Here is a 26,242-nt window from a genome sequence, read left to right on the forward strand (position 1 = left end):
GGGTTGGTGCCCTGCCAGCCCCTTTCTGTCTTCTGATAAAGCCCTCTTAAAGAGCGCGCTCCATATGAGTGGTGTTCCACACCGGATCGCTCTCCACATCGGTTACGGCAAAGCCCTGTTTCTCCCAGAAACGAATCGCGCCGGGCAGAAACGGATGGGTATGCAGGTACAGAACCTCGATGCCACCCGCCTCGGCATATTCCCAGAGCGCCTGACATAAGCGGCTGGCCAGCCCGTCGCCACGAAACTCCGGCGTGACGAATAGACGTACGATCTCGACGGTTCTGCGCCCGCGGTAATCGAACTGCGGGAAACGATGATCGTATGGCAGGTAGCCCACAGCCGCGATGATCTGCCCTTCACAGCGGGCGATCAGAAACTTGCCGTCCTCACCGTTCAGATACACCTGCTCGAAGCCGGCCAGATCGGGCGGAACGGTGACGGTGTCGAGCAAGGGAAAGATCCCGGCGCGGGCACGCATGACGAAATCGACGGTGTGCGGGATCTCGGCGGGGTGTACTTCAGTGATAGTGATGTTCATGAGCACTGACTTATAGAGGAGTTGCAGGGTGATACAAATGTTACGCCAGACCTGGGCTTCTGGACGCACGGCTTAACTATAGAGCAGGCGGTGCGGCGCAGAATTGTGACGCGGAGCGTCACGACAGGCATTCCCACGCGGAGCGTGAGGAACGATATGTGCCTGGAGCGACTGGGGCGCCCACAGGCAAAAACGCCGATTATCGTGAGCGGTCAATACGGCGCACAGCTTTACAGCGTAATCCCCTTGATGCGCACCAATGCAAGGCAGAAAAAATCATGCGCCTGACGCCATCGTAAACGCTGCGCAGCCTTGCGGGTATTGCCAATTAGGGCTTGAAGCGCTGCCGGCGCAAGCTGGCACAGGCCCTGCATATTACTCAACAACCCCACCATGAATGTGGTCGGGCCGCCCCGGTTGATCGACGTGGATCGCCAGTCTCGCAGAGACCAGAGGGCTATCAGGGCGCCTCCGGCAACGTGGCTCGATGGCCCCCCAGAACACCCATAAGAGAACAGGCAAAGGCGCCTGGAACCGAAAGGTTCCGGGCGCTTTTTTTTTGCTTTGAAAAACCTGATTGGCCTCGGCCGGGACTCGCTATGAACACCACAGTCTTCCCCCTCAACGATGTAAAAACCCTGATCGTCGTCGGTAATGGCATGGTCGGGCATCATTGCGTCGAGCAGTTGATCGCAGGCGGCGCACTCGAGCGTTATCGCATCCACGTCTTTGGCGAGGAAACACAGCGCGCCTACGACCGCGTGCACCTGTCCGAATACTTCACCGGCCGCGACGCCGAATCGCTGGCCATGAGCGAGATGTCTGTCTACGAACAACCCGGCCTGACGCTGCACCTCGGCGTACCGGTGCTGGAGATTGATCGTGATCGTCACGAAATCATTACCGCCGAGGGCTGCTTCAGTTACGACAAGCTGATCCTGGCCACCGGCTCCTACCCGTTCGTACCGCCTATCGAGGGCGCGCGGGGCAACTCCCGGCTGGTCTATCGCACACTCGAGGACCTGGACAGCATTCGCTATGCCGCGACGAAAGCCCGCCGTGGCGTAGTGGTCGGCGGCGGTCTGCTGGGGCTGGAAGCGGCCAATGCGCTTAAATCGCTGGGGCTGGAAGCCCATGTCGTCGAGTTCGCGCCGCGTCTCATGCCGGTGCAACTGGATGACCTCGGTGGCGCTGCGTTGAAGGCGCGTATCGAAGCGCTGGGCGTCGGCGTGCATCTGTCGCGCGCCACGCAGTCGATCAGCGACGGCAAGCAGTACCGCTACCGCATGAACTTCGCCAATGACGAGTTTCTCGAGACCGACCTGATCGTGTTCTCCGCAGGCATTCGCCCGCAAGACGCCCTGGCCCGCCAATGCGAGCTGGCGCTCGGCCCACGCGGAGGCATCGCAATCGACGAGCACTGCCGCACCAGCGACGCCGACATCTATGCAATCGGCGAATGCGCAGCCTGGAACGGCAGTGTGTTCGGCCTGGTGGCGCCCGGTTACCAAATGGCCCGTGGCGTAGCAGCGCAATTGTGCGAACAGGATACTGACGCATTCTTCGGCGCCGACATGTCCACCAAGCTCAAACTGCTGGGCGTGGATGTCGGCTCCATCGGTGATGCGCACGGTGCGCTGGCCGGGGCCGTCAGTTATCGCTTCATTGACGAAGCCACCGCCAGCTACCGTCGCCTGGTGGTGTCGGCCGATGGCAAGCAGGTGCTCGGCGCTGTGCTGGTTGGCGATAACAGCTATTACGACACGCTGCTGCAATACGCGCAGAACGGCATCCCGCTGCCCGCCGATCCATCGAGCCTGATTCTGCCGCGTGGCGAAGGCGCGCCGACGCTGGGCGCCGACGCCCTGCCCGCCACAGCGACTATCTGCTCCTGCCATAACGTCAGCAAAGGCGCGGTGTGCTCGGCCATCGACAATGGCTGCACCGATCTGGCCGCAATCAAGTCCTGCACCAAGGCGGCCACCGGTTGCGGCGGTTGCACGGCATTGCTCAAACAGGTTTTCGAGCATGAACTGATCGCTCGCGGTGTGGCGGTCGACAAAAGCCTCTGTGAACACTTTGCTTATACCCGGCAGGAGTTGTACTCGATGGTGCGCGTCGAAGGCATCGAGACCTTTGACGAACTGCTGACTCGGCATGGCAAAGGCGCGCATGGCTGCGACATCTGCAAGCCCGCAGTCGGCTCGATCCTGGCGTCGTGCTGGAACCGCCCCATCACCGAGCCTTCACTGGTGCCGCTGCAGGACACCAACGATACCTTCATGGCCAACATGCAGAAAAACGGCACCTACTCGGTGGTGCCGCGTATTCCGGGTGGCGAAATCACCCCGGACGGCCTGATTGCGATTGGCGCGGTGGCAAAAAAATACGACTTGTACACCAAGATCACCGGCGGCCAGCGCATCGACCTGTTCGGCGCACAACTGCACGAGTTGCCGGATATCTGGAGCGAGCTGATCGAGGCAGGCTTCGAAACCGGCCATGCCTACGGCAAGTCGACCCGCACGGTCAAATCCTGCGTCGGCAGCACCTGGTGCCGCTACGGCGTGCAGGACAGCGTCGCCATGGCGCTGCGCATCGAAGACCGTTACAAGGGCCTGCGCTCGCCGCACAAGCTCAAGTTCGCCGTGTCCGGCTGCACCCGCGAATGCGCCGAAGCGCAGAGCAAGGACGTCGGTGTGATTGCCACCGAGAACGGCTGGAACCTTTACCTGTGCGGTAACGGCGGCATGCGTCCGCGTCACGCCGAGCTGTTCGCCACCGACCTGGATGACCAAACCCTGATTCGTTACATCGACCGTTTCCTGATGCTCTACATCCGCACCGCCGACAAGCTGCAGCGCACCTCGGTCTGGCGTGAGTCGCTGGAAGGCGGCCTCGACTATCTCAAGGCGGTCATTATCGACGACAGCCTGGGCCTGGCCGCCGAGCTGGAGTCGCAGATGCAACTGGTGGTCGACCGCTACGAATGCGAATGGGCCAACGCCCTCAAGGACCCGGAAAAACTCAAGCGCTTCCGCACCTTCGTCAACGACGGGCGTGCTGACCCCGACGTGCAGTTCGTCAAGGAGCGCGCCCAGCGGCGTCCGGCAAGACCCGAAGAGCTGGCTCTTATTCCGCTGTTCAAGGAGGTGGTGTGATGAACGCGTCTCAGACAATACGCACCGGCGACAATGCGCCAGCGGCAGCGCAGCAGCACTGGCAGACCCTGTGCGGACGTGCGGATCTGGTCGCCAATTCAGGCGTCGTGGCGTGGCTGGACGGCGCGCAGGTCGCACTGTTCTACCTGCCCGAAACTGCACAGGGCGAGCAGCTCTTTGCCATTGATAACCGCGATCCCAAATCGGGGGCCAACGTGATCGGGCGTGGTCTGATCGGGCAGATCGCGGGCGAACTGGTCATCGCCTCGCCGTTGTACAAGCAGCACTTTCGCCTGCACGACGGCAGCTGCATCGAATACCCGGAACAGCGGCTCGACGTCTGGCCGGTAAGGCTCAAAGGTGATCAGGTAGAGATTGCCGTTTAATCGGTAATGCCGGTCGCAGACAACCTGGTCGCTATCGGACCAGGTTGCCGCGTGGCATGACGTGCAGCTTATTGAAGTTCGGAGACCAGTGCCTTGTTGAAGCCCTGCGGGTCTTCCATCTGCGGGGCATGGCCCTTGCCCTTGAATTCCACCAGCCTGGCGCCCGGGATCATCTGCGCCACCTGCTTGCCCAGTACCTTGTAATTGCCGATCTTCGCCTTGACCTCAGGCGGGGCGATGTCGCTGCCGATGGCAGTGGTATCGGCATCGCCAATCATCAGCACCGTCGGCACCTGCAACCTGGGGAACTCGTAGAACACCGGCTGGGTGAAAATCATGTCGTAGATCAACGCCGAGTTCCAGGCCACGACCTTGTGACCCGGCCCTTTGTTCAGACCGGCCAGCATGTCGACCCACTTGTCATACTCAGGCTTCCAGCGGCCGTCGTAGTAAGTCTTCTGCTCGTAGGCGCGAATGCCTTCGGCGGTGGTCTTCAGCTCTCGCTCATACCACTGGTCGACGCTGCGGTAAGGCACGCCGAGTGCTTTCCAGTCTTCCAGACCGATCGGGTTGACCATCACCAGCTTCTCGGTCTGCTTCGGGTACATCAACGCATAACGCGTGGCCAGCATGCCGCCCGTGGAGTGACCGACCACCGACACCTTGTCGAGGCCCAGTTTTTCCAGCAGCGCGTGGGTGTTCATCGACAACTGCTGGAAGCTGTACTGGTAGTGCTCCGGCTTGGTCGAGGTGCAGAAGCCGATCTGATCCGCTGCGACGACGCGATAGCCCGCGGCACTCAGTCCCTTGATGGTGTCTTCCCAGGTCGCAGCGCAAAAATTCTTGCCATGCATCAGCACCGCCGTGCGGCCGTTGGCTTTGCCACTGGGCGCGACGTCCATATAACCCATTTCCAGCGTCTGGCCCTGGGACTGGAAACTGAATTTGTGCAGCGCATGGGGGTACGTGAAACCTTCCAGTTGCTGGCCATAACCGGGCGTCTCAGCCAGTGCTGCGCCTGACAGCGTCAACGACATCAACATGCCGGCAATCTTTGCAGCCCGCATAAGGGGCACCTCCTGTAAATAGAGTCGAATTCTCGAACCGCTGAACTGCACGCGGCGGACCTGCAAGTAGACCCTGTTTCCCACAACAGATTCGCCCTTTTCCTGCCAACAGAACCGTAAGCAGACGTTTCTTCACGCTGATTTCCGACGATGGCAAAATGCTGGACGCCTCCTGCCGTGCCTGCCTAGACTGGGCCGTCCGTTACAGGCCGTCGTGGCCATCCGGGTCTGACGCCAAGGAACAGCAATGAATCGAAATGAACTGCGCAAGGCCGACATCAACCTGATGGTGGTATTCGAAACATTGATGCAGGAGCGTAACGTCACCCGCGCAGCCGAAAAACTGTTTCTCGGCCAACCCACGATAAGCGCCGCCCTGAATCGCCTGCGCAGTCTGCTCAACGACCCGCTGTTCATCCGCGTCGGCCATCGTATGGAACCCACCGCACGCGCTCACGAGATTCTCAAGCACCTGACGCCCGCGCTGGACGCCATGTCCACGGCGCTCAGCCTGACCACCGACTTCGATCCGTCAGTCAGCAAAATGACCTTTCGCATCGGCCTGACCGATGACGTCGAGTTCGGCCTGCTGCCGGCGATGCTCAAGGCCATCCGCGAAGAGGCGCCCGGCGTGGTGATCGTGGTCAAGCATGTCGACTACCTGAATATCTCCGAGGTGCTGATGTCCGGCGACATCACCGTCGGCGTCTGCCTGACCCGTGAACTGCCGGCCAACGCCAAGCGCAAGACCCTGCGTAACGTACAGCCAAGGCTGGTGCGCGCCGACAAGCCTGCCGGTCCCATGAGCCTGGACGAATACTGCTCGCGCCCACACGTTGTGGTCTCGCACGTCGCGAGTGTCAGCAGTTTCGCCGATGAGTGGCTGACCGCGCTGGGACGCAAGCGTCAGGTGGTGTTGTCGGTGCCGCAGTTCGCCACCCTGCCCGCTTTGATGGCCGGCACCGACATGATTTCGGGGCTGTCCGACTACGCGGCAAAGGCCATGAGCGCACTGGGTCTGCTGTATGACGAGCCACTGCCCTTCCCAACGCCGGGGCTGGACCTGTCGATGACGTGGCTGAGTGTGATGGACAGCGACCCTGCCGAGCGTTGGCTGCGCAGCAGGATCGAGGCGTTCATGGGCGAGCGCCAGGAAGCGCCCGCCCTGGCCGAATGATCAGCCGAAACGACCGGTGATGTAATCTTCGGTCTGGGTCTTGGAGGGCTTGGTGAAGATGGTGTCGGTGTCGCCGTGCTCGATCAGTTCACCCATGAACATGAAGGCAGTGTAGTCGGAGCAACGCGCCGCCTGCTGCATGTTGTGAGTCACGATGATCACGGTGAACTGCTCTTTTAGTTCGGTGATCAGCTGTTCGATACGTCCTGTGGAAATCGGGTCAAGTGCCGACGTCGGCTCGTCGAGCAGCAGGACCTGAGGACGCAGCGCGATGGTACGGGCGATGCACAGACGCTGCTGCTGACCACCGGACAGACCGGTCGCGCTCTGCTTGAGCTTGTCCTTGACCTCGTCCCACAAGGCCGCGCCGCGCAGGGCCTGCTCGACGCGATCTTCCATTTCCCGACGCGACAGTTTTTCGTGGTGCTTGATGGCGTAGGAAATGTTGTCGTAGATCGACATCGGGAACGGCACCGGCTTCTGAAACACCATGCCCACATGACTGCGCAGGCGGTTCATCGAATAGCCTGGCGCCAGGATGTTTTCGCCATTGAGCAGCACTTCACCGCGCGCTTCCTGCTTCGGGTACATCGCGTAGATGCGGTTGAAGACGCGCAGCAGGGTCGATTTACCGCAACCCGACGGGCCGATGATCGCAGTGATGCGCTTCTCGGGGATGGTCATGTCGATGGACTTCAACGACTTCTGGTTGTTGTAGAAAAACTCCAGACCGCGTACTTGGATCTTGGTTTTTTCGTTGGCCAGGGAAAGGTTGTTCATCAGGACGCCCTATTGCGCAGAAGAATTAAGCGAGACAGCAGACTCAGTATCAGTACGAACAACGTCATGACCAGCGCACCGGCCCATGCCAGGGAGTGCCAGTCATCGAACGGGCTCATGGCGTACTGGAAAACCACCACCGGAACACTGGCGATGGGTTTGAGCAGATCGCTGCTCCAGAACTGATTGCCGAAAGCGGTGAACAGCAGCGGCGCGGTTTCGCCGGTGATGCGTGCCAATGCGAGCAATACGCCGGTTACCACACCGGCCTTGGCTGCGCGCAGGACGATTTGCAGGGTCAGCTTCCATTGCGGCACACCCAGCGCCAGCGCAGCTTCACGCATGGTCGAGGGTTGCAATTGCATCATTTCGTCAGTGGTACGCACCACCACCGGGATCACCAGCAATGCCAGCGCCAGCGCGCCGGCAATCGCCGAAAAGCCCACCTGATGGCCTGTCACCGCGTTGAGTGGCAGAACCACGACGGTGTAGACGAACAGGCCGAGCACGATGGAAGGTGCCGAGAGCAGGATGTCGTTGATGAAGCGAACCGTGTTGCCCAGTTTGGTGTAGCGGGCAAACTCGGCCAGCCAGATGCCGGCCATCAGGCCGATCGGCGTACCGATCAGCAGGCCGATGCCGGACATCAGCACGCTGCCGTAGAACGCGTTGGCCAGACCACCCTCGGTGCCCGGCGGCGGAGTCATGCCGGTGAACAGTTGCAGGTTGAGCGCGTCGATACCCTTGATGATGGTGGTCAGCAGAATCCACACCAGCCACAGCAGGCCGAAGGCGGTGGCGCCACAGCTGAGTACCATCGCAATCTTGTTCTTGATACTGCGAACCCGATACAGGTGCTCGCTGCCGGTCACATCCTTACTCATAACCCCTCCTTACGCGAAAGGCGCGACAGCATCAGGCGTGCAAGGGCCAGCACGATGAAGGTGACGACAAACAACAGGAAGCCAAGGGCAATCAGTGCCGAACGGTGCAAGTCGGTATAGGCCTCGTTGAACTCGTTGGCAATCACCGAAGCGATCGAACTGCTCGGCATCATCAGCGAAGCCGAGAACTGATGCGCGTTGCCCAGTACGAAGGTTACCGCCATGGTTTCGCCGAGCGCGCGTCCCAACCCCAGGAACACACCGCCGACCACGGCCGAACGGGTGTAAGGCAGCACGATGTCCCAGACCACTTCCCAGGTCGTACCGCCCAGTGCATAGGCCGACTCCTTGAGGGCCACGGGCACGGTACGGAAGACTTCCTGCATCACCGAGGTAATGAACGGGGTGATCATGATCGCCAGCACGATGCCGGCGGTCAGCATGCCGATACCCAGCGGCGGCCCTTGGAACATCGGACCGATCAGCGGCAGTGCGCCAAGGTTTTCGGTGATCCACGGCGACAGGTGTTCAGCCATGAACGGGCCGAAGACAAACAGCCCCCACATGCCGTAGATGATCGAAGGGATACCGGCCAACAGCTCGATGGCCGAGGCGATCGGCATGCGCAACCACGGTGGTGCCACTTCGGTGAGAAAGATTGCAATGCCGAAACTCACCGGTACGGCGATCAGCAAAGCCAGAAAAGAGGTGACCAGGGTGCCGTAAATCGGAACCAGCGCGCCGAACTTGCCGGCGTTCACGTCCCACTCGGTGCTGGTCAGAAAGCCAAACCCGAAAGTCTGGAATGCCAGACTGCCGCCCCACAGGGTCGACAAGGCAATACAACCCAGCAAAGCAAGCACCAGCATCGCTGCAGCCTGCAATGAACGCTTGAACCACAGGTCATGACGATGATCCCGTTTGGCGCGCTTCTCGCCCTCGGACTCACCAGCGGAGACGTTAGCGGACAGGTATTGGGTGTTTTCAGTCATGTTGAGGCCACTCGCAAGGAAAAGCCCCTGTCACCGAGCCGATATCGCGGCTGATGACAGGGGTGGTACGGGTTGAATCACTTACTTGGTGAATTCCGTTTTCCAGTAGCTTTCCACGCGATCAACCAGCGATTTAGGCAATGCTACGTATTCCAGTTTCTCGGCCTGCTTCTGGCCGTTTTCCAGGGACCACTTGAAGAAGTCGAAAGCCGCGGTGCTTTTCTCTTCGTTCTTGGCTTTCTTGTACATGATGATCCAGGTGGTCGCGGTGATCGGCCATGCAGCCTCACCCGGCGCGTTGGTCATGATCAGGTTGAAGTCTTTGGCGCTCGCCCAGTCGGCGGTGTCAGCAGCTGCTGCGAAAGCCTTGGCGTCTGGTTTGATAAATTTGCCAGCCGCGTTTTTCAGCTGAGTGTAGGACAGCTTGTTGGTGGTCGCGTAGGAGTATTCGACATAGCCGATCGAACCCTTGATCTGCTTCACGTAGGCCGAAACACCTTCGTTACCCTTGCCGCCCACGCCTGCTGGCCACTGTACGGTCGAACCGAACTTCAGCTTCTCGTTCCACTCGGGGCTGACTTTGCTCAGGTAGTTGGTGAAGTTGTACGTGGTGCCCGAACCGTCCGAACGGTGAACGACGGTGATGGCGGTATCAGGCAGTTTGACGCCCGAGTTCAGCGCAGTGATTGCCGGGTCGTTCCACTTCTTGATCTCGCCCATGAAGATCTTGGCGATGGTTGGACCGTCCAGCTTCAGCTCGCCGCTTTCGACGCCTTCGACGTTGACGATCGGCACGATACCGCCGATCACGCTCGGAAACTGACCCAGACCGCCGGCCTGCAGGTCTTCTGCGGACATCGGAGCATCGGATGCACCGAAGTCAACGGTCGCAGCCTTGATCTGGGCAATACCACCACCCGAACCGATGGACTGATAGTTGATACGGTTATCCTTGCTCTTGCTGTAGTCCTGGGACCACGCCGAAATAACCGGGTAGACGAAACTCGAACCAGCGCCTGTTACATCAGTCGCGTGAGCCACACCGCTAAGGCACAGCGATGCGATCAGAAGCGACAAGCGTTTTTTAGTCAGCAGAATCACGGTAATACCTCAGTCCAGGAGATTGTGTGGTGGTCCACTTAAGGAGGCCCGAGGCGGATTTAAAACCTCAAATGTTGCTGTTTAATGACAATCCAACGAATCGTGTCCGGAGGGGAACTTTTTTGTAAGTGATTTCCTACGTCACTGGCGATGAAAACCCCTTTAAAAGCCAATGTTTACGGGCTATTCACGCTACATCAAGCCAAATAGCGTTCTGCCACCACCCATCGGATAGCGAAATGCCATTGGCGTTATAAAAATGTAAGAAAGTGTGATTTTAAGAATCGTTGTAAATGACCGAGCGGTCACGTTATAGCTAAATCAACTTAAAACTCCGCTGTTGACGGTGTTCAGGGGTGCATGAATGACCGAAAAAAGCGCGCGATCACTCTCAAGGTGGATAGCAACGGCGTAAGGCTTGATGCATGGAAGATATCTACCGTTCGTCGGGTTCGACGGCACCTATGGCCACTGGCCAATGACCAACGTGAGTACTTTAAAACAACGGAGTTAGCATCATGATCAAGACCAAACTGACTGCCCTGACCCTTGCTGGCCTGATGGCTGTAGCTTCAGGCGCCGCCTTCGCCGAGTCGACCACTACCCCTGAAACCCCGATCAACAAGAATGCGACCAAACTGCCGGGCACCAATACCCAGCCGATGGACCGCACCTCGTCCGAGACCCCAGGTGTGCAGACTGAAAGCAAGGAAGCGGCAGCCGAGCGTTCGATGAAGCACGACAAGACGACACACGGCACGCACGACAAGAGCACCCCCACTGAAAAGACCAAGACTCAGTAATCAGGCGTCTTACGCGGGCAGGACCATGCCCTGCCCGCGGGTCCACCCTTCTAGCGGCACCGTTTCAGTCCCTGTACTTACGGAGGTTGCATCATGATCAGGAATAGATTGGGGGCCATAAGCCTCGCAGCATTTTTGGCCCTCTCGGGCACCAGCGCATTTGCAGGGTCGACCGGCCCGACCAACCCGGCAGGCGACAGCCCTAAGGTCCCAGGCACCGGTACGGAAAAGAACGTCGATGGAACCAGCCCCGGCGCACCAGGCACAAGCCCCGGCACCAAAGGCATGGATCCCTTGCCCGGAAAGAACGGCAGTGCAGATGACAAGCCTCATGACTCGAAACACCCGCATGATGCAGATCACCAGGACAGTCAGGACGGGCACAAGGCCCCTTGATGGTCTGACAGGTCGCTACTGACACAAGCACTGTCGTCAGTTGCCCATTGCACGTAACACACCTCCACCGGCATGCCATGCTCGGCACAGAAGTCCAGCCAGCGCAGTTGGTTGTCCTGGAGGCGATCACCCGGCCCCTTGACCTCGATCATTCGATAACGACGCTGTTGCGGAAAGAACTGGATCAGGTCGGGCATCCCTGTCCGGTTGGCTTTTATGTCCTGCAACAGGCGACGAAACCAGCGAAGCAAGTGCGCTGCCGGCAGGCAATAGAGCGCCTGCTCCAGAAGCTCCGGCGTCAGCGCTCCCCAGAATACGAAGGGTGATTGCAGGCCGTATTTGCTTTCAAAATGCTCACGAATGGTCGCCAGGTATTCATCCGACTCCAGTTGCACCAGACAGGCATCGAATAACGCAGCCCTGCGCTGATAGAAGTCAGGGCTGTACAGGTCACTCGGCGCACTGTGAAACGGATGAAAGAATGCACCCGGCAACGGCGCAAAAATGGCTCGCCAGCACAGCAGCCCGAACAGTGAATTGATCAGCGCATTCTCGACGTAATGCACTTCCCCGCCCTGCTCGGCTTCGAGGTGCAGGCGTATCAGACGCTCGACACTCATCCCCGACACCGGCGTGACCTGCACGTCCAGCCGTGCAATGGCCCGCACCGTGCGCTTGCGCGCCGCCGCCAGGCCGAGCTTGCGTTGCAGGCGTGGCAAGACGCGTGACAGGTGCTGGACCTCCGCATCACTTTCCGGTGCAAGACGGGCCTGCTCCGCCAGCGTCAGCGCCGCTGCATACTCGGCATTGCGCTCCAGCACGCGGATTTGCCTTGAACGCGCGCCGGGGTAGCTCGACTGACGATACACCGCCATCGCCAGAGGCCAGTCCTGGATGCGCTCGGCCTGTTGCCCGATACGGAACAGCAGTTTGCCACGACGCATCAGCAACCACGGATTGCCGCACTCGATGGCAATGACACGCTCGGCCAGCGCATGCAGCTCCAGGCAGGTTTCCAGTGCTTCCCGGCAGGCATGCAATTGCAGGCACACATCAATGTCGGCACGCTGGTTGATGCCGCGCGACTCCAGCGAGAACTCGACCTTTTCGTAGCGGTAGATACCCAGGTCAGCCAGCACGAATTCAGACCATTCCTGGTACAGATTGCCGAAGTACAGCAAGCGCAGGCGATCACACAGCGGCATGATCTTCAGGCCGAACACAGCGTCGGACAACGTCGGGTACCATTGTTCAAGGGACTGCGGCGACGGGTACATCGGCTGCAGGCGCTCGAACCATTCCTGCTTGCGCTCAGGGCCCTTGACCGCGTGGTCTTTGAAGCAGTGGCTCAACTCATCCCGACGCAGCAGCTGGAACAGCTCGCTCAAGCCCAGTGGCGGAGCGCTGTCGACCCACTCCCGCGCCAGTAGCGGCAGCACGGCGTCATGAGGATCGCCAATCTCGACATAACCGAGTTTGCTGGCCCGAAACAACACACCCTTGCGCATCACCATGCGCACCAGCAAACCCTGGGCGGGCACCGGCAATTCGGCAAACTCGCTGATGAAGCGGCGCTCGGTTGCATCGAGCAGGTCATCGTAGCGCCGGGCAATCCAGCCAAGGACCTGACGGAAGTTTTCCAGGTAATAAAACGGATTGTCGAGGGGCGAAGTATTCAAGGCCAGCGTTCACATACAAATGAGCAGACTGAACAAGGATACTGGTTATCCGTACAGATTCCAGCGCAAACGCCTGCTGAACGTGTTTCGGCCGATCAATGGCATGTATCGCGGGCTGACGGCCGGCTTTAGAATCGGCGGGATAATATCTGCAGCCGAGAGACGAATATGCACGCGCCACTGGTTTATCTCGCAGGCTTCGACGTGTTCAGGACCGACGCCGTGGAACATGGACGCTATCTCAAGGCATTGTGCGCGGCACACGGGCTTGAGGGGTTGTATCCGTTTGACAATGAGGTCACGCAGGGACGGACCGCGCATGAAACCGCGCAGCAGATTTACTCGATGAACGTCGCGATGATTCATCGCTGCTCTGCCATGCTGGTCAACCTGAACGTGTTCCGCGGCCTGGAGCCGGATTCAGGCACGGCCTTTGAAGTCGGTATGGCGGTCGCACTGAACAAGCCGGTGTGGGCGTACTTTGAACCGGTCGCGTCGCTGCGCGAGCTGGTTCCTCACGATGAAGACGGTCTCGACGCCAATGGGTTTACGGTTGAAGACTTCGACTTGCCGCGCAACTTGATGCTGGCCTGCAGTTGGGCGGGTACCAGCTCGACCGTGGAACTGGGCGCAGAGGCGCTGGCAAGGTACCTGAGTGGCTTTCAGGCCCTGCCGGGGAGCGGCTGAACGCAGGCTGTCAGCCCCAACCCAGAAAGTCCCCGCCGTTGTCGCGCAGCATCTGCAACATGCCTTCTGCCGCAGGAGACAGATAACCGCCCTTGCGCAACGTCACACCAATGGTGCGTTTGAGGGTGGTCTGCTCGAGCGGCACCTCGCGCAGGTGCTGCATGGTCTTGCCGAACTCCAGCGACTCGCGGGCAATGAAGCTCAACAGGTTGCTGCGGGCAATCAGCCCCGGCAGCAGCGAGATCGAATTCGCTTCGATCTGCACCGTCGGCAGCGGCAGGCCGTGAGCGGCGAAGGTCGCGTCGAGCCATTTGCGCGATGAAACACTCACCGGCGGCAGTACCCAGCGATACGCGCACAGGTCACTCATCTTCAACGACGGCTTGAAAATCGGATGATTCTTGCTGGCTACCACCACAGCTTCGTCCTGCAGTATGGCGAAGCTGGTGACGTCTTCGCTGTCGGGCGCCAGCGCGCAAATGATCATGTCCAGCTGACCGGAGCGCAACGATTCGCGCAGCAGGTCATCCTGACCTATCACCAGCTTCAAGGTGACGTCCGGGGTACGCTGCAACAAGGCCGAAGTCAGTTTCGGCATCAGATACTCCGCCATGGTCGCGGCGCAGCCGACACGAATGTTACCCACCATGCCACTGGCGAAATCCCGGATCTCGCGCTGGGTCTGGGCAATGCTTTGCTGCAATTCCTTGCCACGCGCCTGCAGCAGCTCGCCCACGGGCGTCAACTTGATGCGTCGGCCGTCACGCTGAAACAGTCGCGTGCCGAATGATTCCTCGAGGCGCTGAATGCTTTTGGTCAGTGCTGGCTGGCTGCGATTGAGCTTCTGCGCAGCGCGTCCGAGATGCCCCAGTTCGGCAATGGTTTCGAAATAGGTGAGATCACGCAGGTCCATATCTATCAACCAAAGTTATCAATTCATGATTATTAGAAAATAGACTTGATGAGTTGCGAAGTCGATACTGTGCGTATGTGATTTACCCCAATCAAGGAGAACGTCCTTGTCAAACGCTTCACGCTTTTCGCTTTCCTCCCTTTCCCCGCTGACTCAATGGGCGGGTCTGATCCTGATGGCCGGCATTGCCGGGCAACTGCTCAAACTGTTCGATATGCCTGCTGCGATGTTCCTCGGGCCCATGCTGGTCGCCATCGGCTTTGGTGTTTCAGGCGCCAGCATCCGTATGCCCAAGCGGGCCTTTCAACTCGGTCAGGGCACGGTCGGCGTGCTGATCGCGCATGCCATGTCGGTCAGCGTGCTGCTCACCGCCCTTCATTCATGGCACGTCATGCTCCTGGCGACGATCCTCACGGTGGTGCTGAGCGCGGCGGTTGGACTGGTGCTGGTGCGGTTTGCCGGTATCCCGAGCAACACCGCAGCCTGGGGTACTTCACCGGGCGCGGCCTCGGCAATGGTCGCGATGTCCGAGGATTACGGTGCCGACTCGCGCATCGTCGCCACCATGCAATATGTACGCGTTGTCTGCGTGGTGACTATCGGCGCGCTGGTCAGCCATTTCATCGGCATACCGGATTCAGCTGCGGCGCTGCACAGCAGTGCAGCGGCATTGCCCAGCCTGAACGTTGTCGACCTGGCGCTGAGCCTGGCAGTCATTGTCGCTGGCGTGGCAGTCGGTTCGCGTCTTCCGGCAGGTGCCTTGCTGGTGCCACTGATGCTGGGCGGCGCGCTGCAACTGAGTGGGGTAATGCAGATCACCGTCCCGGCGTGGTTGCTGCCCATCGCTTACGGTGCCATAGGCTGCTACGTCGGGCTGCGTTTCGACCGGCCGACGGTACAATACGTCTGGAGACGGCTGCCGATGATGATTCTGGCCTCATTGCTGTTGATCGTGCTCTGCGCCGTGTCGGCCTGGCTGATTGCCGTGATGATGGGCAAGGATTATCTCTCGGTGTACCTGGCGACCAGCCCGGGCGGCCTGGACACCATGGCCATTATTGCCATCGATACGCACGCCGACGTCGGTTTCGTATTGGCCATGCAGACCCTGCGCCTGTTCGGCGTGATCCTGACCGGCAGCTTCCTGGCCCGGCAGATCATTCGCCTGACCGACAAACGCATCCCTGCGCTTTGACCCCGGATTTCAGGCCCAACTGACGCTAGCCGTTCATTCCAGCCCCGCCAGGGCGCTGGCCAGGCTTGGCGCCAGGGGCAACACCGGCAATAACGTGGCCTGATAGGCGTGGTAAAGGTCCGGCTTGCCGGGCCATATGTCTGCGCTGGGCTCGTTGCGTTCGTTCAGTTCATGGCGCCAGCTGCCATGCTCGTGATCGATGAACAGGGTCTCGTTGAACTCCCAGAAACAGCGATACCAGTCTTCATACTGCTGCTCGCCGGTACGTTGCAGCAATGCGGCGGCAGCGGCGGCCGCTTCGCAATGAGTCCAGTGCAGACGGTGACGGACCACCGGTTCGTTCTGCCAGTCGAGGGTGTAGACGATACCCGCGGCACCGTCGACATCCCAACCGTACCGGCAGGCATTGGCAAACAGTTGGCGGGCATCGTCCAGCAACCATTCGGGGTTGGCGCGTCCAGCCTGACGGCGCGCAGCCTCCAGATGCAACACCAGCCGCGCCCATTCAAAAGCATGCCCCGGCGTGGTGCCGAAGGGCCGGAAACCGTCGGCCGGGTTTTCCCGGTTGTAATCGGCCAGCGGCTGCCAATCCTGGGTGAAATGCTCGATGACCTGAAAGTCGTTGGCGCCGGCATGCTCATGGATAACCCGCTCGACAATGCTCAGCGCCCGGTCGAGCCATTGCGCGTCACCCGTCACATCGGCGAGCGCAAGGAAGGCTTCGGTGCTGTGCATGTTGCTGTTGGCACCGCGATACGACTCTTCACTGCTCCAGTCCCGCGCGAATGACTCACGCATGGCGCCTTCCTGCTCGCTCCAGAAATGCGTCTGGATCAACTGGATGGCGTCTGACAGCAATGCCTGCGCACCAGGCCGCCCCGCCACCACGGCAGAGCTGGCCGCCAATGCCACGAACGCATGCAGATAAGCCTGTTTGTCAGTCTTGCCGCCGTCTTCTAGCGCGGCACTGAACCAGCCGCCGTGTTCAGCATCGTGCAACGGTCCGCGCAGTGCGGCGATACCGTGATCGACCAGCGCAGCACAGCCGGGAATGCCCTGCGCATGCGCCATGGCAAAACAGTGGGTCATGCGCGCCGTGTTCATGGTTCCTGCGGTGGCACCGACCATCAGCCGACCGTAGTCATCCAGACTGCCAAAGCCGTTGTCCAGCCTGGAAGCCTTGGCGAAGGTCAACAGACGATTGCCTTCCAGTGCCAGCCACTGGTGATGGGCTGGCGAGCGCAGCCAACTGCTGAAGGTTTGATTATTGTTATTCATGAAGCGATGCCGCCCCCTTCGATAAGGTTGTGCCCAGACTGTACCGGAGGTCATTTCGACCGAGGGCATAATGCGCGTCCGGTCGATCGTCGGCAAGCGGACACAACCTGTATCAATGTAGGGTTTTACACCTTGAAGCGTGAGACCACCTGATTCAGATCGGCCGCCAGACGCGACAATTCATGGCTCGACGCACTGATCTGGTTGGCACCCTGAGTCGACTGCATGGACAGATCGCGAATGTTGACGATGTTGCGGTCGACTTCACGCGAGACCTGCGCCTGCTCTTCCGCCGCGCTGGCAATCACCAGATTGCGCTCGGAGATCTGATTGATCGACGAGGTGATTTCGTTCAAGGACTCGCCCGCGCCCTTGGCCAGTGCCAATGTCGAGTCGGCCCGAGCGCGGCTGGTGTTCATCGAGTCGAGCGCCTGCGCTGAACCGCTGCGCATGGCGCTGACCATCGAATCGATTTCCAGCGTCGACTGCTGGGTGCGATGCGCCAATGCGCGGACTTCGTCCGCCACCACCGCAAAACCACGGCCCGACTCGCCTGCACGTGCCGCTTCGATAGCGGCGTTGAGTGCCAACAGGTTGGTCTGCTCGGCAATCGAGCGGATCACGTCCAGCACCTTGCCGATGTCCTGCGACTGATTGGCAAGGTTTTGCACCAGCGTCGAGGTGGCCTGCACGTTGTCGGTCAGCGTCTGGATCGACTGCACCGTCTCGATCACCCGCGTCTGGCCCGCCAACGCCGAAGTGCTGGACTGGTTGGAGGCGTCCGACGTGGACACGGCGTTACGCGCAACTTCCTCGACTGCCGAGGTCATTTCGTTGATCGCTGTGGCGGCCTGGTCGATCTCCGCATTCTGCTGGTTCAGCCCGCGGTAGCTGTCTTCGGTGACCGAGTTGAGTTCGGTGGCGGCCGATGCCAGTTGAGTGGCCGAACTGCCGATGTGGCGCATGGCTTCACGCAGATTGACCTGCATCATCGCCAGGGCACGCAACAGTCGGGTGACTTCGTCTTCGCCATCGACTTCGATGGTATGGGTCAGGTCGCCGTTGGCAACCTGCTCGGCGGCGGTTACTGCACGTTGCAGCGGGCCGACGATGCTGCGGGTCAGCCAGAGTGCCAGGCCGATGGTGCACAGCGCGGCAATGATCACAAAGATAATGACGATGTCGCGCGACTTGTCGTACTGGGCCCCGGCCGACTTGCCTTCCGCATCGACCTGGGTGAGATAGAAGTCGGCCAGGTCACCGAGTTGCTTGCCGGAACCGTCGACGATCTGCTTCATGTCGACCAGCAGCAGCTTGTTCAGCCCGACGCTGTCGCCCTGGCCGGCCAGTACAAAGGAACGGTCCAGCGCACTGCGGTATTGGCCCATGGTCACCATGAACTGGTCGGTCAGCGACTTCTCTTCCGGGGTGTCGACAAAGGTCTTGAGAATGGCCAGCTTCTTGTCCAGATCGCCCAGACGTACGTCCAGCTGGCCACGGTAGGTCGGAATGCTCGCAGGATCGGTGTCCAGTGCCATGCGCAAGGAAATGGTCCGAATACGCAGCATGATTTCGCGGATATCGTTGACCACTCGCATGCTGGGCAGCCAGTTGGTCTCCACCGCCACTTCGCTCTGGCGGATGGTCGACATCTGCGCCAGCGCAAACCACCCCAGCAATGCCACCAGCAGGGAAATAAGGGTAAAACCCAGACCGGCACGACGAGCGATAGTGAGTTTGCGTAGATTCATGACCAGGGCTCTTTATATTTTTTGAGGGCAGTGCCCGACACGAAGTTGTCAAACAACCGACAGCGTATCGCCCTGATCAAATAATTCTTTAGGACGCCCAGTGATCATTTGCAGGGTTACTTAAAATAACGGCCAATCGCTCGTCCGGTGCCCGCTGATCACAGCGCAGTCATCAACCGCCCGAAGCCATTTGCCAGAGCCGCGCCACGTCGCGCGCACGCTCGTGCAGCAGGCGGCGGGTCTCGCGGCAGGCCTGCTCGAGGCTCATTGGGCCGCTGACCAGAGCAAAGGCTGCGCCGATGCCGTGCGCATACATCTGCTCATAGCCGTCGCCAAGGGTTCCCGCCAGCACAATCACCGGCACTTGCCGACGCTGGGCGACTCGCGCAACACCAAGCGGTGTCTTGCCACGCAGGGTTTGCGCGTCGAAACGGCCTTCGCCGGTGATGACCAGATCGGCACCGATCAGCGCCTGTTCCAGCCCGGTCAGTTCGGCCACCACTTCCACGCCGGCACGAAACGAGGCCTTCAGGTAGGCCTTGGCGGCAAAGCCCATGCCCCCCGCTGCACCGCTGCCAGGGCTGTCGCGCAAGTCCTGGCCGAGAACCTGAGCCGTTTGGTCGGCAAAACAGCCGAGTGCGGCGTCCAGCGCCACGACCTGCTCGGGCGATGCGCCTTTTTGCGGGCCGAAGATAGATGAGGCGCCATTCGGCCCGCAGAGGGGGTTATCGACGTCGGCGGCGATCTCGACGCGCACGTCAGACAAGCGTGGATCGAAACCGCTCAGGTCGATACGCGCCAGGTTCGCAAGCGCAAGCCCGCCCGGCGCCAGCGGTTGATCGTCGGCATCCAGAAAGCGTGCACCCAAGGCTGAAAGCATGCCGCTGCCGCCGTCATTGGTTGCGCTGCCGCCGATGGCCAGGATCACCCGACGGGCTCCCGCATCCAGTGCCGCCGAGATCAACTGGCCGGTGCCTTCCGTGCTGGTCACGCAGGCGTCGCGTTGTGCCAGGGTCAGCAGTTGCAGACCGCTGGCCATGGCCATTTCGATGATTGCGGTCCTGCTGTCCGCCAGCCAGCCCCACTGGGCATTGACCGGGGCGCCCAGCGGGCCGCTGACGCTGGCGCTCATCAGTTCGCCATTGCAGGCAGCCAGCAGCGCCTCGATGGTGCCCTCCCCGCCGTCTGCCATCGGGCATTTGATCAACTCGGCGTGCGGCCAGACTTCGGCCAGACCACTGGCGATCGCGTCGGCAACTGCCTGGGCGCTGAGGCTGTCCTTGAACGAGTCGGGGGCGATGACTATTTTCATTGTTGTTCTCCAGATCCGGTGCTCGAATGCTCTCATTCAAGACCGTGCTTGCCGCCTGCCGCTCGCACAATGATCCGTCGCCATTATCGGGCGTTTGAACAAAACCCGGCTTCAGGTCTGACGAGTGATCATCTGCGCGCCCAGGTAGAGTTGCAGCAGGTCGTCGGTCTTGTAAGGGTCGCAGCCCGTCAACTCACCAATCTTCTCCAGCCGGTAGCGCAGGCTGTTGCGATGGATACCCAGCGCTTCGGCGCAGGCCTGACTTTCGCCGCTGTACTCGAACCATTTGCACAAGGTGTCGAGCAGTTGCGCATGCGCGTGCAGACGCTCCATTGGCTCGGCGACGTGTTCAGCCAGCCAGTCATGCCGGTAGCGCCAGAACAGCAACGGCAGCCGATAGGCTTCAAGACGCAGCAGGCGCTGCGCCGGCCTTGCCTGACGGGCGTAGTCGAGCAGATCCCGCGCTGCCGCGCAGGCCTGGCGCAGGGTGGGCAGGTCCGCCGATTGCGCCACGGTGGCCATACGCAGCACTGGCCAGTGGTGCTCATCGAACTGCTTGAGCAGCAGCGCATCGTCACGCTCCTTGCCCGTCGCGCGGCACCAGTACAGCAAGGTCGGCTCACGCAGCACGCACCAGCTGTCGGCATAGCGCGTGCCAAGCCATTTGGCAACCTGGCTGGCAGCCAGCCCCTCCTCGGCAAACTGCAGCAGTACCACCTGGCGCGCAATGTGCGGCTGCAAACCCAACTGTCGTGCTTCATCCACCAGACTATCGGGACAATCCGGCAACAGCAGGCGAGCCAGCAGGTCTTCGCTGCGTTGCGCCCGCCACTGAAGGTCAGCCTGCTGACGACGCTGTTCCATGAGCATCTCGGCAGTCATCTTGACCAATTCGCCATACACCCGCACCTCGTCCGGCTCGCCGGTGATACCGAGCACGCCCACCAGTTGATGATCGAGCATCAGCGGTAGATTGACGCCCGGCTTGACACCCCCGAGCTGCGACGCTGCCAGAGAATCGATTTCCACCACCTGCCGGTTGGCCAGCACTCGCTGCGCACCCTCATGACGGGTACACAAGCGCTCGGCATCACCGCTGCCGATGATGATGCCCAGGTAGTCCATGACATTGACGTTGTAAGGCAGGATGGCCATGGCCCGGTCGACGATGTCCTGGGCCAGCGCTCGGTCAAGGGCGAACATGAACGACTCCTGACGCGTGGCGAGGCTTGCAATGGTTGGGCATATGGATACATTTTGTTGAAGTTATAGAACGCCCGAGTGTGCCTGAAAGTAGTCACGGGCGCGACGTACATGGCAGAGTGCCCGCGTCGACCTTTTGAACCCTCGAATATGTGTGCACAGGCGCCCCTTTGATCAAATTCCGACTCGCCAGCCTGCTGTCGCTGCTGACCCTGCAAGCCTGCACGTCAATGGCAGAGAGCGAAGAGCCGAAACAGCGCTTTGAAGACTACCGTCAGCAGACCCTCGAGCTGATCCGCAACCAGCGCAACTTCCAGACCGCCGACCACCAGGCCGAGCTGGACTGGAACGCGCCGCGCCAGTGGACGCCGAGCGGGACACCCAAGGGCGGTGTGCTGCTGGTGCACGGTCTGGGGGATTCGGCGTGGTCGTTTCATGACGTGGCACAGACGCTCGCTGCTCAGGGCTATCTGGTCCGAACCGTGCTGTTGCCGGGGCACGGCACCAAGCCCGAAGACATGCTCGACGTGCGCCTCGAACAGTGGCAGCAAGTGGTACGCGAACAGGCGCAACTGCTCGCTCGTGAAGTGCCGAAGGTCTATCTGGGCGGCTTTTCCACCGGTGCCAATCTGGTACTCGATTACGCCTATGGGCACGACGAAATCTCCGGGCTGCTCTTGTTCTCGCCGGCATTTCGCTCCAACAGCGGCTATGCCTGGCTGACTCCGTGGATCGGCTGGGCACGACCCTGGCTTGCCGCGCCGAATCAAGGCCTGCGCCCAATGCAGACGCCGGTTCGCTACATGAACATGCCCACCAATGGTTTTGCCCAGTTCTATCGCAGCAGCGCGCTGGCCCAGGACCGCCTGCATCAGCGGCGCTATGCAAAGCCGGTGTTCATCGCCATCGCCGAGCACGACTCGGTACTCGACACTGATTACGTGCTGGATAATTTCAGCCAGCGCTTCAGCAGCCCCGCCAGTCGCCTGATCTGGTACGGCGACCTTCCGGCCCGGGCTGCCGATACGCCGCGCGTCGAGGTGCGCAAGGACTACCTGCCGGAATACCGCATCAGCCGCTTCTCACACATGGGCCTGCTTTTTTCAGCGGACAATCCGCTTTACGGCGTATCCGGCAGCCAGCGTATCTGCTGGAACGGCCAGAGCACGGCGGACACCGCCAGGTGCATGGCCGGCGAGCCGGTGTGGTATTCGGACTGGGGCTATACCGAGCCAGGCAAGATCCATGCGCGACTGACTTTCAACCCGTATTTCGAGTGGCAGAGCCACGTGATGCTCGGCGTGCTGAACGCAACACCGTAGTACGCAACCGCCTCCCTTGTATCGTCGATACCGTGGGGCCAGGCTTTTGCAGGAGCGAACTTGTTCGCGAAGGCGGTGTTTTGAACGCCAAATCTTCTGCGGCTGTGCGGGCCCTTTCGCGAACAAGTTCGCTCCTACATTTCTGCCGTACGCTCAAGCATGGGATGCTTTTGTAGGAGCGAACTTGTTCGCGAAGGCGGTGTTTGAACACCAAATCTTCTGCGGCTATACGGCCCCTTTCGCGAACAAGTTCGCTCCTACATTTCTGCCGTACGCTCAAGCATGGGGGCTTTTGTAGGAGCGAACTTGTTCGCGAAGGCGGTGTTTTGAATGCCGAATATTCTGCGGCTGTACGGGCCCTTTCGCGAACAAGCGAAGCGTCGCCCGGTTCGCTCCTACATTTTTGCCGTACGCTCAAGCATGGGGGCTTTTGTAGGAGCGAACTTGTTCGCGAAGGCAGCGTTTTGAACGCCAAATCTTCTGCGGCTGTACGGGCCCTTTCGCGAACAAGTTCGCTCCTACATTTCTGCCGTACGCTCAAGCATGGGGGCTTTTGTAGGAGCGAACTTGTTCGCGAAGGGGTGGTGTTGAACACCAAATTTTCTGCGGCTGTACGACCCATTTCGCGAACAAGTTCGCTCCTACATTTCTGCCGTACGCTCAAGCATGGGGGCTTTTGTAGGAGCGAACTTGTTCGCGAAGGCAGTGTTTTGAACGCCAAATCTTCTGCGGCTGTACGGGCCCTTTCGCGAACAAGTTCGCTCCTACATTTCTGCCGTACGCTCAAGCATGGGGGCTTTTGTAGGAGCGAACTTGTTCGCGAAGGCAGCGTTTTGATGACCTTGCCCCCGAGAAACGTATCCCTTAACCCGGCGTCGGGGTTGAGTNACATTTCTGCCGTACGCTCAAGCATGGGGGCTTTTGTAGGAGCGAACTTGTTCGCGAAGGCGGTGTTTTGAACGCCGAATCTTCTGCGGCTATACGGCCCCTTTCGCGAACAAGCGAAGCGTCGCCCGGTTCGCTCCTACATTTTTGCCGTACGCTCGAGTATGGAGGGCTCTTGTGGGAGCAAACACGTTCGCGCCTACTCCAGTGGAACCAGCCGTTCACGGCTGTTGCTCAGATGCGTCCACATCGCCGCGCGCGCGGCATCCGGATCCTTGCGGCGAATGGCGCTGAGCAGCGCTTCGTGTTCCAGGTTGGCCAGGTAGCCCTGATGCGCAAGGTTGTTACCTGCCCGCTCGCTCGATGCAATGCGGCTGCGCGGAATGACCGCACTGCCCAGGTGTTGCATGATCTCCAGAAAATACGGGTTGCCGGTGGCTTCGGCGATCAGCATGTGAAAGCGCTTGTCAGCCTCGACGCAGCTGTCGTCGTTGGCCAGCAGGTCCTGATAATCATCCAGCGCCTGACGCATGGCCGCCAGTTGCTCATCGGTACGGCGCACAGCCGCCAGCGCCACGGCCTGGGTTTCCAGGCCGATGCGCAGTTCGATGATATCGCGCACTCTGGAAACGGTCTCGACCTTGAGGCGCAGCCCCGTCTGATCACTGCGCTCGAGCACGAAGGTGCCGATGCCGTGATGGGTCACCACCAGCCCGGACGCCTGCAATTTGGAAATCGCTTCACGTACCACGGTACGGCTAACGCCGTGCTCGCGGACGATCTGGTTCTCGGACGGCAGCTTCTGACCGGGTGCGATCTTGCCGAGCAGGATGCGCTGGCTCAGTTCGGTGACCAGATCGGTGGCCAGGCTGTGCTGACGGCGTTTGGGCGCTGTGCTGGCAGGCTCTTGCATGGTGAATGAATCCTGACTTGTCTGTTTATGCTGCCGTATCACGGCCATGGCAGCGCGAATACCGGGCTGAGAGCGGCCGGAAGCCGGGTTTGACAGCCCGGCGCAGTTGTCTTACTTGTATTACAAGTCTTTCCCGGATGTCAAAGCTCCTGTTTCCACCCACCCTGCCTCCCATCGGCCATTGCGTTCAAGTCACCGGTCAGGTCCAGCTGATGTACACAAGCAAAAACCTCAGCATTTACTGGTAAAAACTTTAAATTAACGCCGTCACACAGGCTCGACACACCCGCACAACGGCAAATGCCTCGAGGTTGATAATCTTGCAGATCATCACCGCCAAGGGATTGCACAACGGCTTTTTACTTGTATGATGACCGACAATGCGAGGGACAGACTTCGCACATACCCGCATAAAAACAACGAGTGGGAGATTCAACTGTGAGCACATCCAATTCCAGGATGGCCGACGGCACAGGTTCGGTTCTGAATTCAGCCGTATCGAAGGTCAAACGTCACGTCCTGCCGCTTTTCGTCATCATGTTCATCGTCAACTACATCGACCGGGTCAACATCGGCTTCGTGCGTTCGCACATGGAGCATGACCTGGGTATCGGCGCTGCTGCCTATGGCCTGGGTGCCGGACTGTTTTTCATCGGCTATGCCCTCTTCGAAGTCCCTTCCAACATCCTGTTGCAGAAAGTCGGCGCACGTATCTGGCTGACGCGGATCATGCTGACCTGGGGCATCGTTGCGGCCTGCATGGCCTTTATCCAGACCGAAACCCACTTCTACATTTTGCGGTTTCTGCTCGGCGTGGCCGAGGCCGGTTTCTTTCCAGGCGTGATCTACTACTTCACCCGCTGGCTTCCCGGCGTCGAGCGTGGCAAGGCGATTGCCATCTTCCTCAGCGGTTCGGCCATCGCCTCGTTGATCTCGGGCCCGTTGTCCGGCCTGCTGCTGCAAATCACCGGTTTCGGCCTGAAGGGCTGGCAGTGGATGTACTTCATCGAAGGCATGTTCTCGGTCGGCCTGTGCTTCTTCGTCTGGTTCTGGCTGGACTCAAAGCCGCACGATGCCAAGTGGCTGACCCGCGAAGAACAGGATGCACTGGTCAACGCCATCGATGCCGAGCAGGCTGCCCGTGAAGCGGCGACGCCGGTCAAGGCGTCCATCGGCAAGCTGCTCAAAGACGGTCAGATCATTCTGTTCTGCCTGATCTACTTCTTCATCCAGCTGACGATTTACGCAGCGACGTTCTGGCTGCCGAGCATCATCCGCAAGATGGGCAGCCTGACTGACTTCGAAGTCGGCATGTTCAACTCGATTCCGTGGCTGCTGTCGATCATCGGCATGTACGTGTTCGCCTCGCTGTCCGCCAAGTGGAAACGCCAGCAAGCCTGGGTAGCCATTGCCCTGCTGATTGCCGCTGCCGGAATGTTCATGTCGACCACCGGCAGCCCGATCTTCGCTTTCGTTGCCATCTGCTTTGCCGCACTGGGTTTCAAGTCGGCTTCTTCGCTGTTCTGGCCGATCCCGCAGGCCTATCTGGACGCGCGGATCGCCGCTGCGGTCATCGCGCTGATCAATTCGGTGGGCAACCTCGGCGGCTTCGTGGCACCGACCACCTTCGGCCTGCTGGAAGAACACACCGGCTCGATCCAGGGCGGACTGTACGGCCTGACAGCCACTTCGATCATCGCCGCGATCATCGTTTTCGCCGCGCGCAATACCCCCAAGCCTGGCGCGACGCCAGTGGCCGCCATTCAGACCCCGGCGACCCACTGATGCACGTGCGCAGCCGCTTTTTCATCGGTCA

23 protein-coding genes and 1 pseudogene are annotated in these 26,242 nt (G+C 60.2%); 9 read left to right on the plus strand and 15 right to left on the minus strand.

From position 1 onward, the window contains the following. Positions 1–46: 46 nt before the first annotated feature. The gene (locus KBY08_RS18385; protein WP_032657184.1) at positions 47–541 is read right to left on the minus strand and encodes a GNAT family N-acetyltransferase; all 495 of its coding nucleotides are present in this window, start codon (positions 539–541) and stop codon (positions 47–49) included. Positions 542–771: 230 nt separating this feature from the next. Beyond that, complete coding sequence (locus tag KBY08_RS18390) at positions 772–924, minus strand: hypothetical protein (protein ID WP_158527660.1); 153 nt, start codon at positions 922–924, stop codon at positions 772–774. Between the two features lie 216 nt (positions 925–1,140). Between KBY08_RS18390 and nirB the strand changes: the two genes are divergently transcribed. Together nirB and nirD are read left to right on the plus strand one after the other, a co-directional pair. Beyond that, positions 1,141–3,702, plus strand: a complete 2,562-nt coding sequence (nirB, locus tag KBY08_RS18395; protein ID WP_060409101.1) for a nitrite reductase large subunit NirB — start codon at positions 1,141–1,143, stop codon at positions 3,700–3,702. Then, on the plus strand, positions 3,702–4,088 hold the full coding sequence (nirD, locus tag KBY08_RS18400) for a nitrite reductase small subunit NirD (RefSeq protein ID WP_003407457.1): 387 nt from the start codon (positions 3,702–3,704) through the stop codon (positions 4,086–4,088). The genes nirB and nirD overlap by 1 nt, the downstream gene beginning before the upstream one ends. A gap of 68 nt (positions 4,089–4,156) precedes the next feature. Here nirD and KBY08_RS18405 read toward each other — a convergent pair whose 3' ends face one another. Continuing rightward, positions 4,157–5,155, minus strand: a complete 999-nt coding sequence (locus tag KBY08_RS18405; protein WP_024642827.1) for an alpha/beta fold hydrolase — start codon at positions 5,153–5,155, stop codon at positions 4,157–4,159. 247 nt (positions 5,156–5,402) lie between these two features. Between KBY08_RS18405 and KBY08_RS18410 the strand changes: the two genes are divergently transcribed. Next, positions 5,403–6,332 (plus strand): LysR family transcriptional regulator, encoded by a 930-nt coding sequence (locus KBY08_RS18410; protein ID WP_011268222.1) that lies wholly within the window; start codon positions 5,403–5,405, stop codon positions 6,330–6,332. Here KBY08_RS18410 and pstB read toward each other — a convergent pair whose 3' ends face one another. The 4 genes from pstB to pstS form a co-directional block, all read right to left on the minus strand. After that, positions 6,333–7,112 carry a phosphate ABC transporter ATP-binding protein PstB gene (gene pstB / locus KBY08_RS18415; RefSeq protein WP_002553918.1) on the minus strand — a complete coding sequence of 260 codons (780 nt, stop codon included), beginning with the start codon at positions 7,110–7,112 and terminating at the stop codon, positions 6,333–6,335. Then, positions 7,112–7,996 (minus strand): phosphate ABC transporter permease PstA, encoded by an 885-nt coding sequence (pstA, locus tag KBY08_RS18420; RefSeq protein ID WP_003407464.1) that lies wholly within the window; start codon positions 7,994–7,996, stop codon positions 7,112–7,114. The genes pstB and pstA overlap by 1 nt, the downstream gene beginning before the upstream one ends. Beyond that, positions 7,993–8,988: a phosphate ABC transporter permease subunit PstC gene (gene pstC, locus KBY08_RS18425; RefSeq protein ID WP_003371940.1), complete on the minus strand. Its 996-nt coding sequence runs from the start codon at positions 8,986–8,988 to the stop codon at positions 7,993–7,995. The genes pstA and pstC overlap by 4 nt, the downstream gene beginning before the upstream one ends. 81 nt (positions 8,989–9,069) lie before the next feature. Further along, a complete protein-coding gene (pstS, locus tag KBY08_RS18430; RefSeq protein WP_003407468.1) occupies positions 9,070–10,089 on the minus strand; it encodes a phosphate ABC transporter substrate-binding protein PstS in 1,020 nt (339 codons plus the stop codon). Positions 10,090–10,607: 518 nt separating this feature from the next. Here pstS and KBY08_RS18435 point away from each other — a divergent pair. Both KBY08_RS18435 and KBY08_RS18440 read left to right on the plus strand, forming a co-directional pair. Continuing rightward, positions 10,608–10,892, plus strand: coding sequence for a hypothetical protein (locus tag KBY08_RS18435; RefSeq protein ID WP_003407470.1), 285 nt, complete (start codon positions 10,608–10,610; stop codon positions 10,890–10,892). 93 nt (positions 10,893–10,985) lie between these two features. Beyond that, positions 10,986–11,288, plus strand: a complete 303-nt coding sequence (locus tag KBY08_RS18440; RefSeq protein ID WP_011268223.1) for a hypothetical protein — start codon at positions 10,986–10,988, stop codon at positions 11,286–11,288. On the opposite strand, the gene KBY08_RS18445 is transcribed toward KBY08_RS18440, so the two are convergent. Then, complete coding sequence (locus tag KBY08_RS18445; protein ID WP_011268224.1) at positions 11,264–12,967, minus strand: VRR-NUC domain-containing protein; 1,704 nt, start codon at positions 12,965–12,967, stop codon at positions 11,264–11,266. The two genes, KBY08_RS18440 and KBY08_RS18445, sit on opposite strands and share 25 nt — an antisense overlap. 168 nt (positions 12,968–13,135) lie before the next feature. On the opposite strand from KBY08_RS18445, the gene KBY08_RS18450 reads away from it, so the two are divergent. After that, positions 13,136–13,654, plus strand: a complete 519-nt coding sequence (locus tag KBY08_RS18450) for a nucleoside 2-deoxyribosyltransferase (protein ID WP_003407474.1) — start codon at positions 13,136–13,138, stop codon at positions 13,652–13,654. A gap of 10 nt (positions 13,655–13,664) precedes the next feature. On the opposite strand, the gene KBY08_RS18455 is transcribed toward KBY08_RS18450, so the two are convergent. Beyond that, complete coding sequence (locus KBY08_RS18455; protein ID WP_003407478.1) at positions 13,665–14,567, minus strand: LysR family transcriptional regulator; 903 nt, start codon at positions 14,565–14,567, stop codon at positions 13,665–13,667. Positions 14,568–14,673: 106 nt separating this feature from the next. On the opposite strand from KBY08_RS18455, the gene KBY08_RS18460 reads away from it, so the two are divergent. Beyond that, a complete protein-coding gene (locus tag KBY08_RS18460; protein ID WP_024639633.1) occupies positions 14,674–15,762 on the plus strand; it encodes an AbrB family transcriptional regulator in 1,089 nt (362 codons plus the stop codon). A gap of 33 nt (positions 15,763–15,795) precedes the next feature. On the opposite strand, the gene KBY08_RS18465 is transcribed toward KBY08_RS18460, so the two are convergent. From KBY08_RS18465 to KBY08_RS18480, 5 genes and pseudogenes are all read right to left on the minus strand, one after another. After that, a complete protein-coding gene (locus tag KBY08_RS18465) occupies positions 15,796–17,040 on the minus strand; it encodes an AGE family epimerase/isomerase (protein ID WP_111522762.1) in 1,245 nt (414 codons plus the stop codon). A gap of 125 nt (positions 17,041–17,165) precedes the next feature. Next, on the minus strand, positions 17,166–18,032 hold the full coding sequence (locus KBY08_RS26870; protein WP_412548562.1) for a methyl-accepting chemotaxis protein: 867 nt from the start codon (positions 18,030–18,032) through the stop codon (positions 17,166–17,168). Next, a pseudogene (locus KBY08_RS26875) lies at positions 18,021–18,791 on the minus strand (HAMP domain-containing protein); the annotation flags it as partial. The gene KBY08_RS26870 and the pseudogene KBY08_RS26875, both read right to left, overlap by 12 nt. Before the next feature lie 172 nt (positions 18,792–18,963). Continuing rightward, complete coding sequence (locus tag KBY08_RS18475) at positions 18,964–20,103, minus strand: glycerate kinase (RefSeq protein ID WP_032657193.1); 1,140 nt, start codon at positions 20,101–20,103, stop codon at positions 18,964–18,966. A gap of 111 nt (positions 20,104–20,214) precedes the next feature. Continuing rightward, on the minus strand, positions 20,215–21,306 hold the full coding sequence (locus KBY08_RS18480; RefSeq protein WP_060400265.1) for a sugar diacid recognition domain-containing protein: 1,092 nt from the start codon (positions 21,304–21,306) through the stop codon (positions 20,215–20,217). Positions 21,307–21,536: 230 nt separating this feature from the next. Between KBY08_RS18480 and KBY08_RS18485 the strand changes: the two genes are divergently transcribed. Beyond that, entirely contained in the window at positions 21,537–22,628 is a 1,092-nt protein-coding gene (locus KBY08_RS18485; protein ID WP_024651521.1) for an alpha/beta hydrolase, read from the plus strand. A 1,084-nt stretch (positions 22,629–23,712) separates the two neighbouring features. On the opposite strand, the gene KBY08_RS18490 is transcribed toward KBY08_RS18485, so the two are convergent. Next, positions 23,713–24,426, minus strand: a complete 714-nt coding sequence (locus KBY08_RS18490; protein WP_003411521.1) for a FadR/GntR family transcriptional regulator — start codon at positions 24,424–24,426, stop codon at positions 23,713–23,715. Between the two features lie 459 nt (positions 24,427–24,885). On the opposite strand from KBY08_RS18490, the gene KBY08_RS18495 reads away from it, so the two are divergent. Then, entirely contained in the window at positions 24,886–26,211 is a 1,326-nt protein-coding gene (locus KBY08_RS18495; protein WP_024642089.1) for an MFS transporter, read from the plus strand. Positions 26,212–26,242: the final 31 nt, after the last annotated feature.

The sequence above is a fragment of the Pseudomonas sp. P135 genome, from assembly GCF_020312125.1.
Classification (GTDB): domain Bacteria; phylum Pseudomonadota; class Gammaproteobacteria; order Pseudomonadales; family Pseudomonadaceae; genus Aquipseudomonas; species Aquipseudomonas fragariae.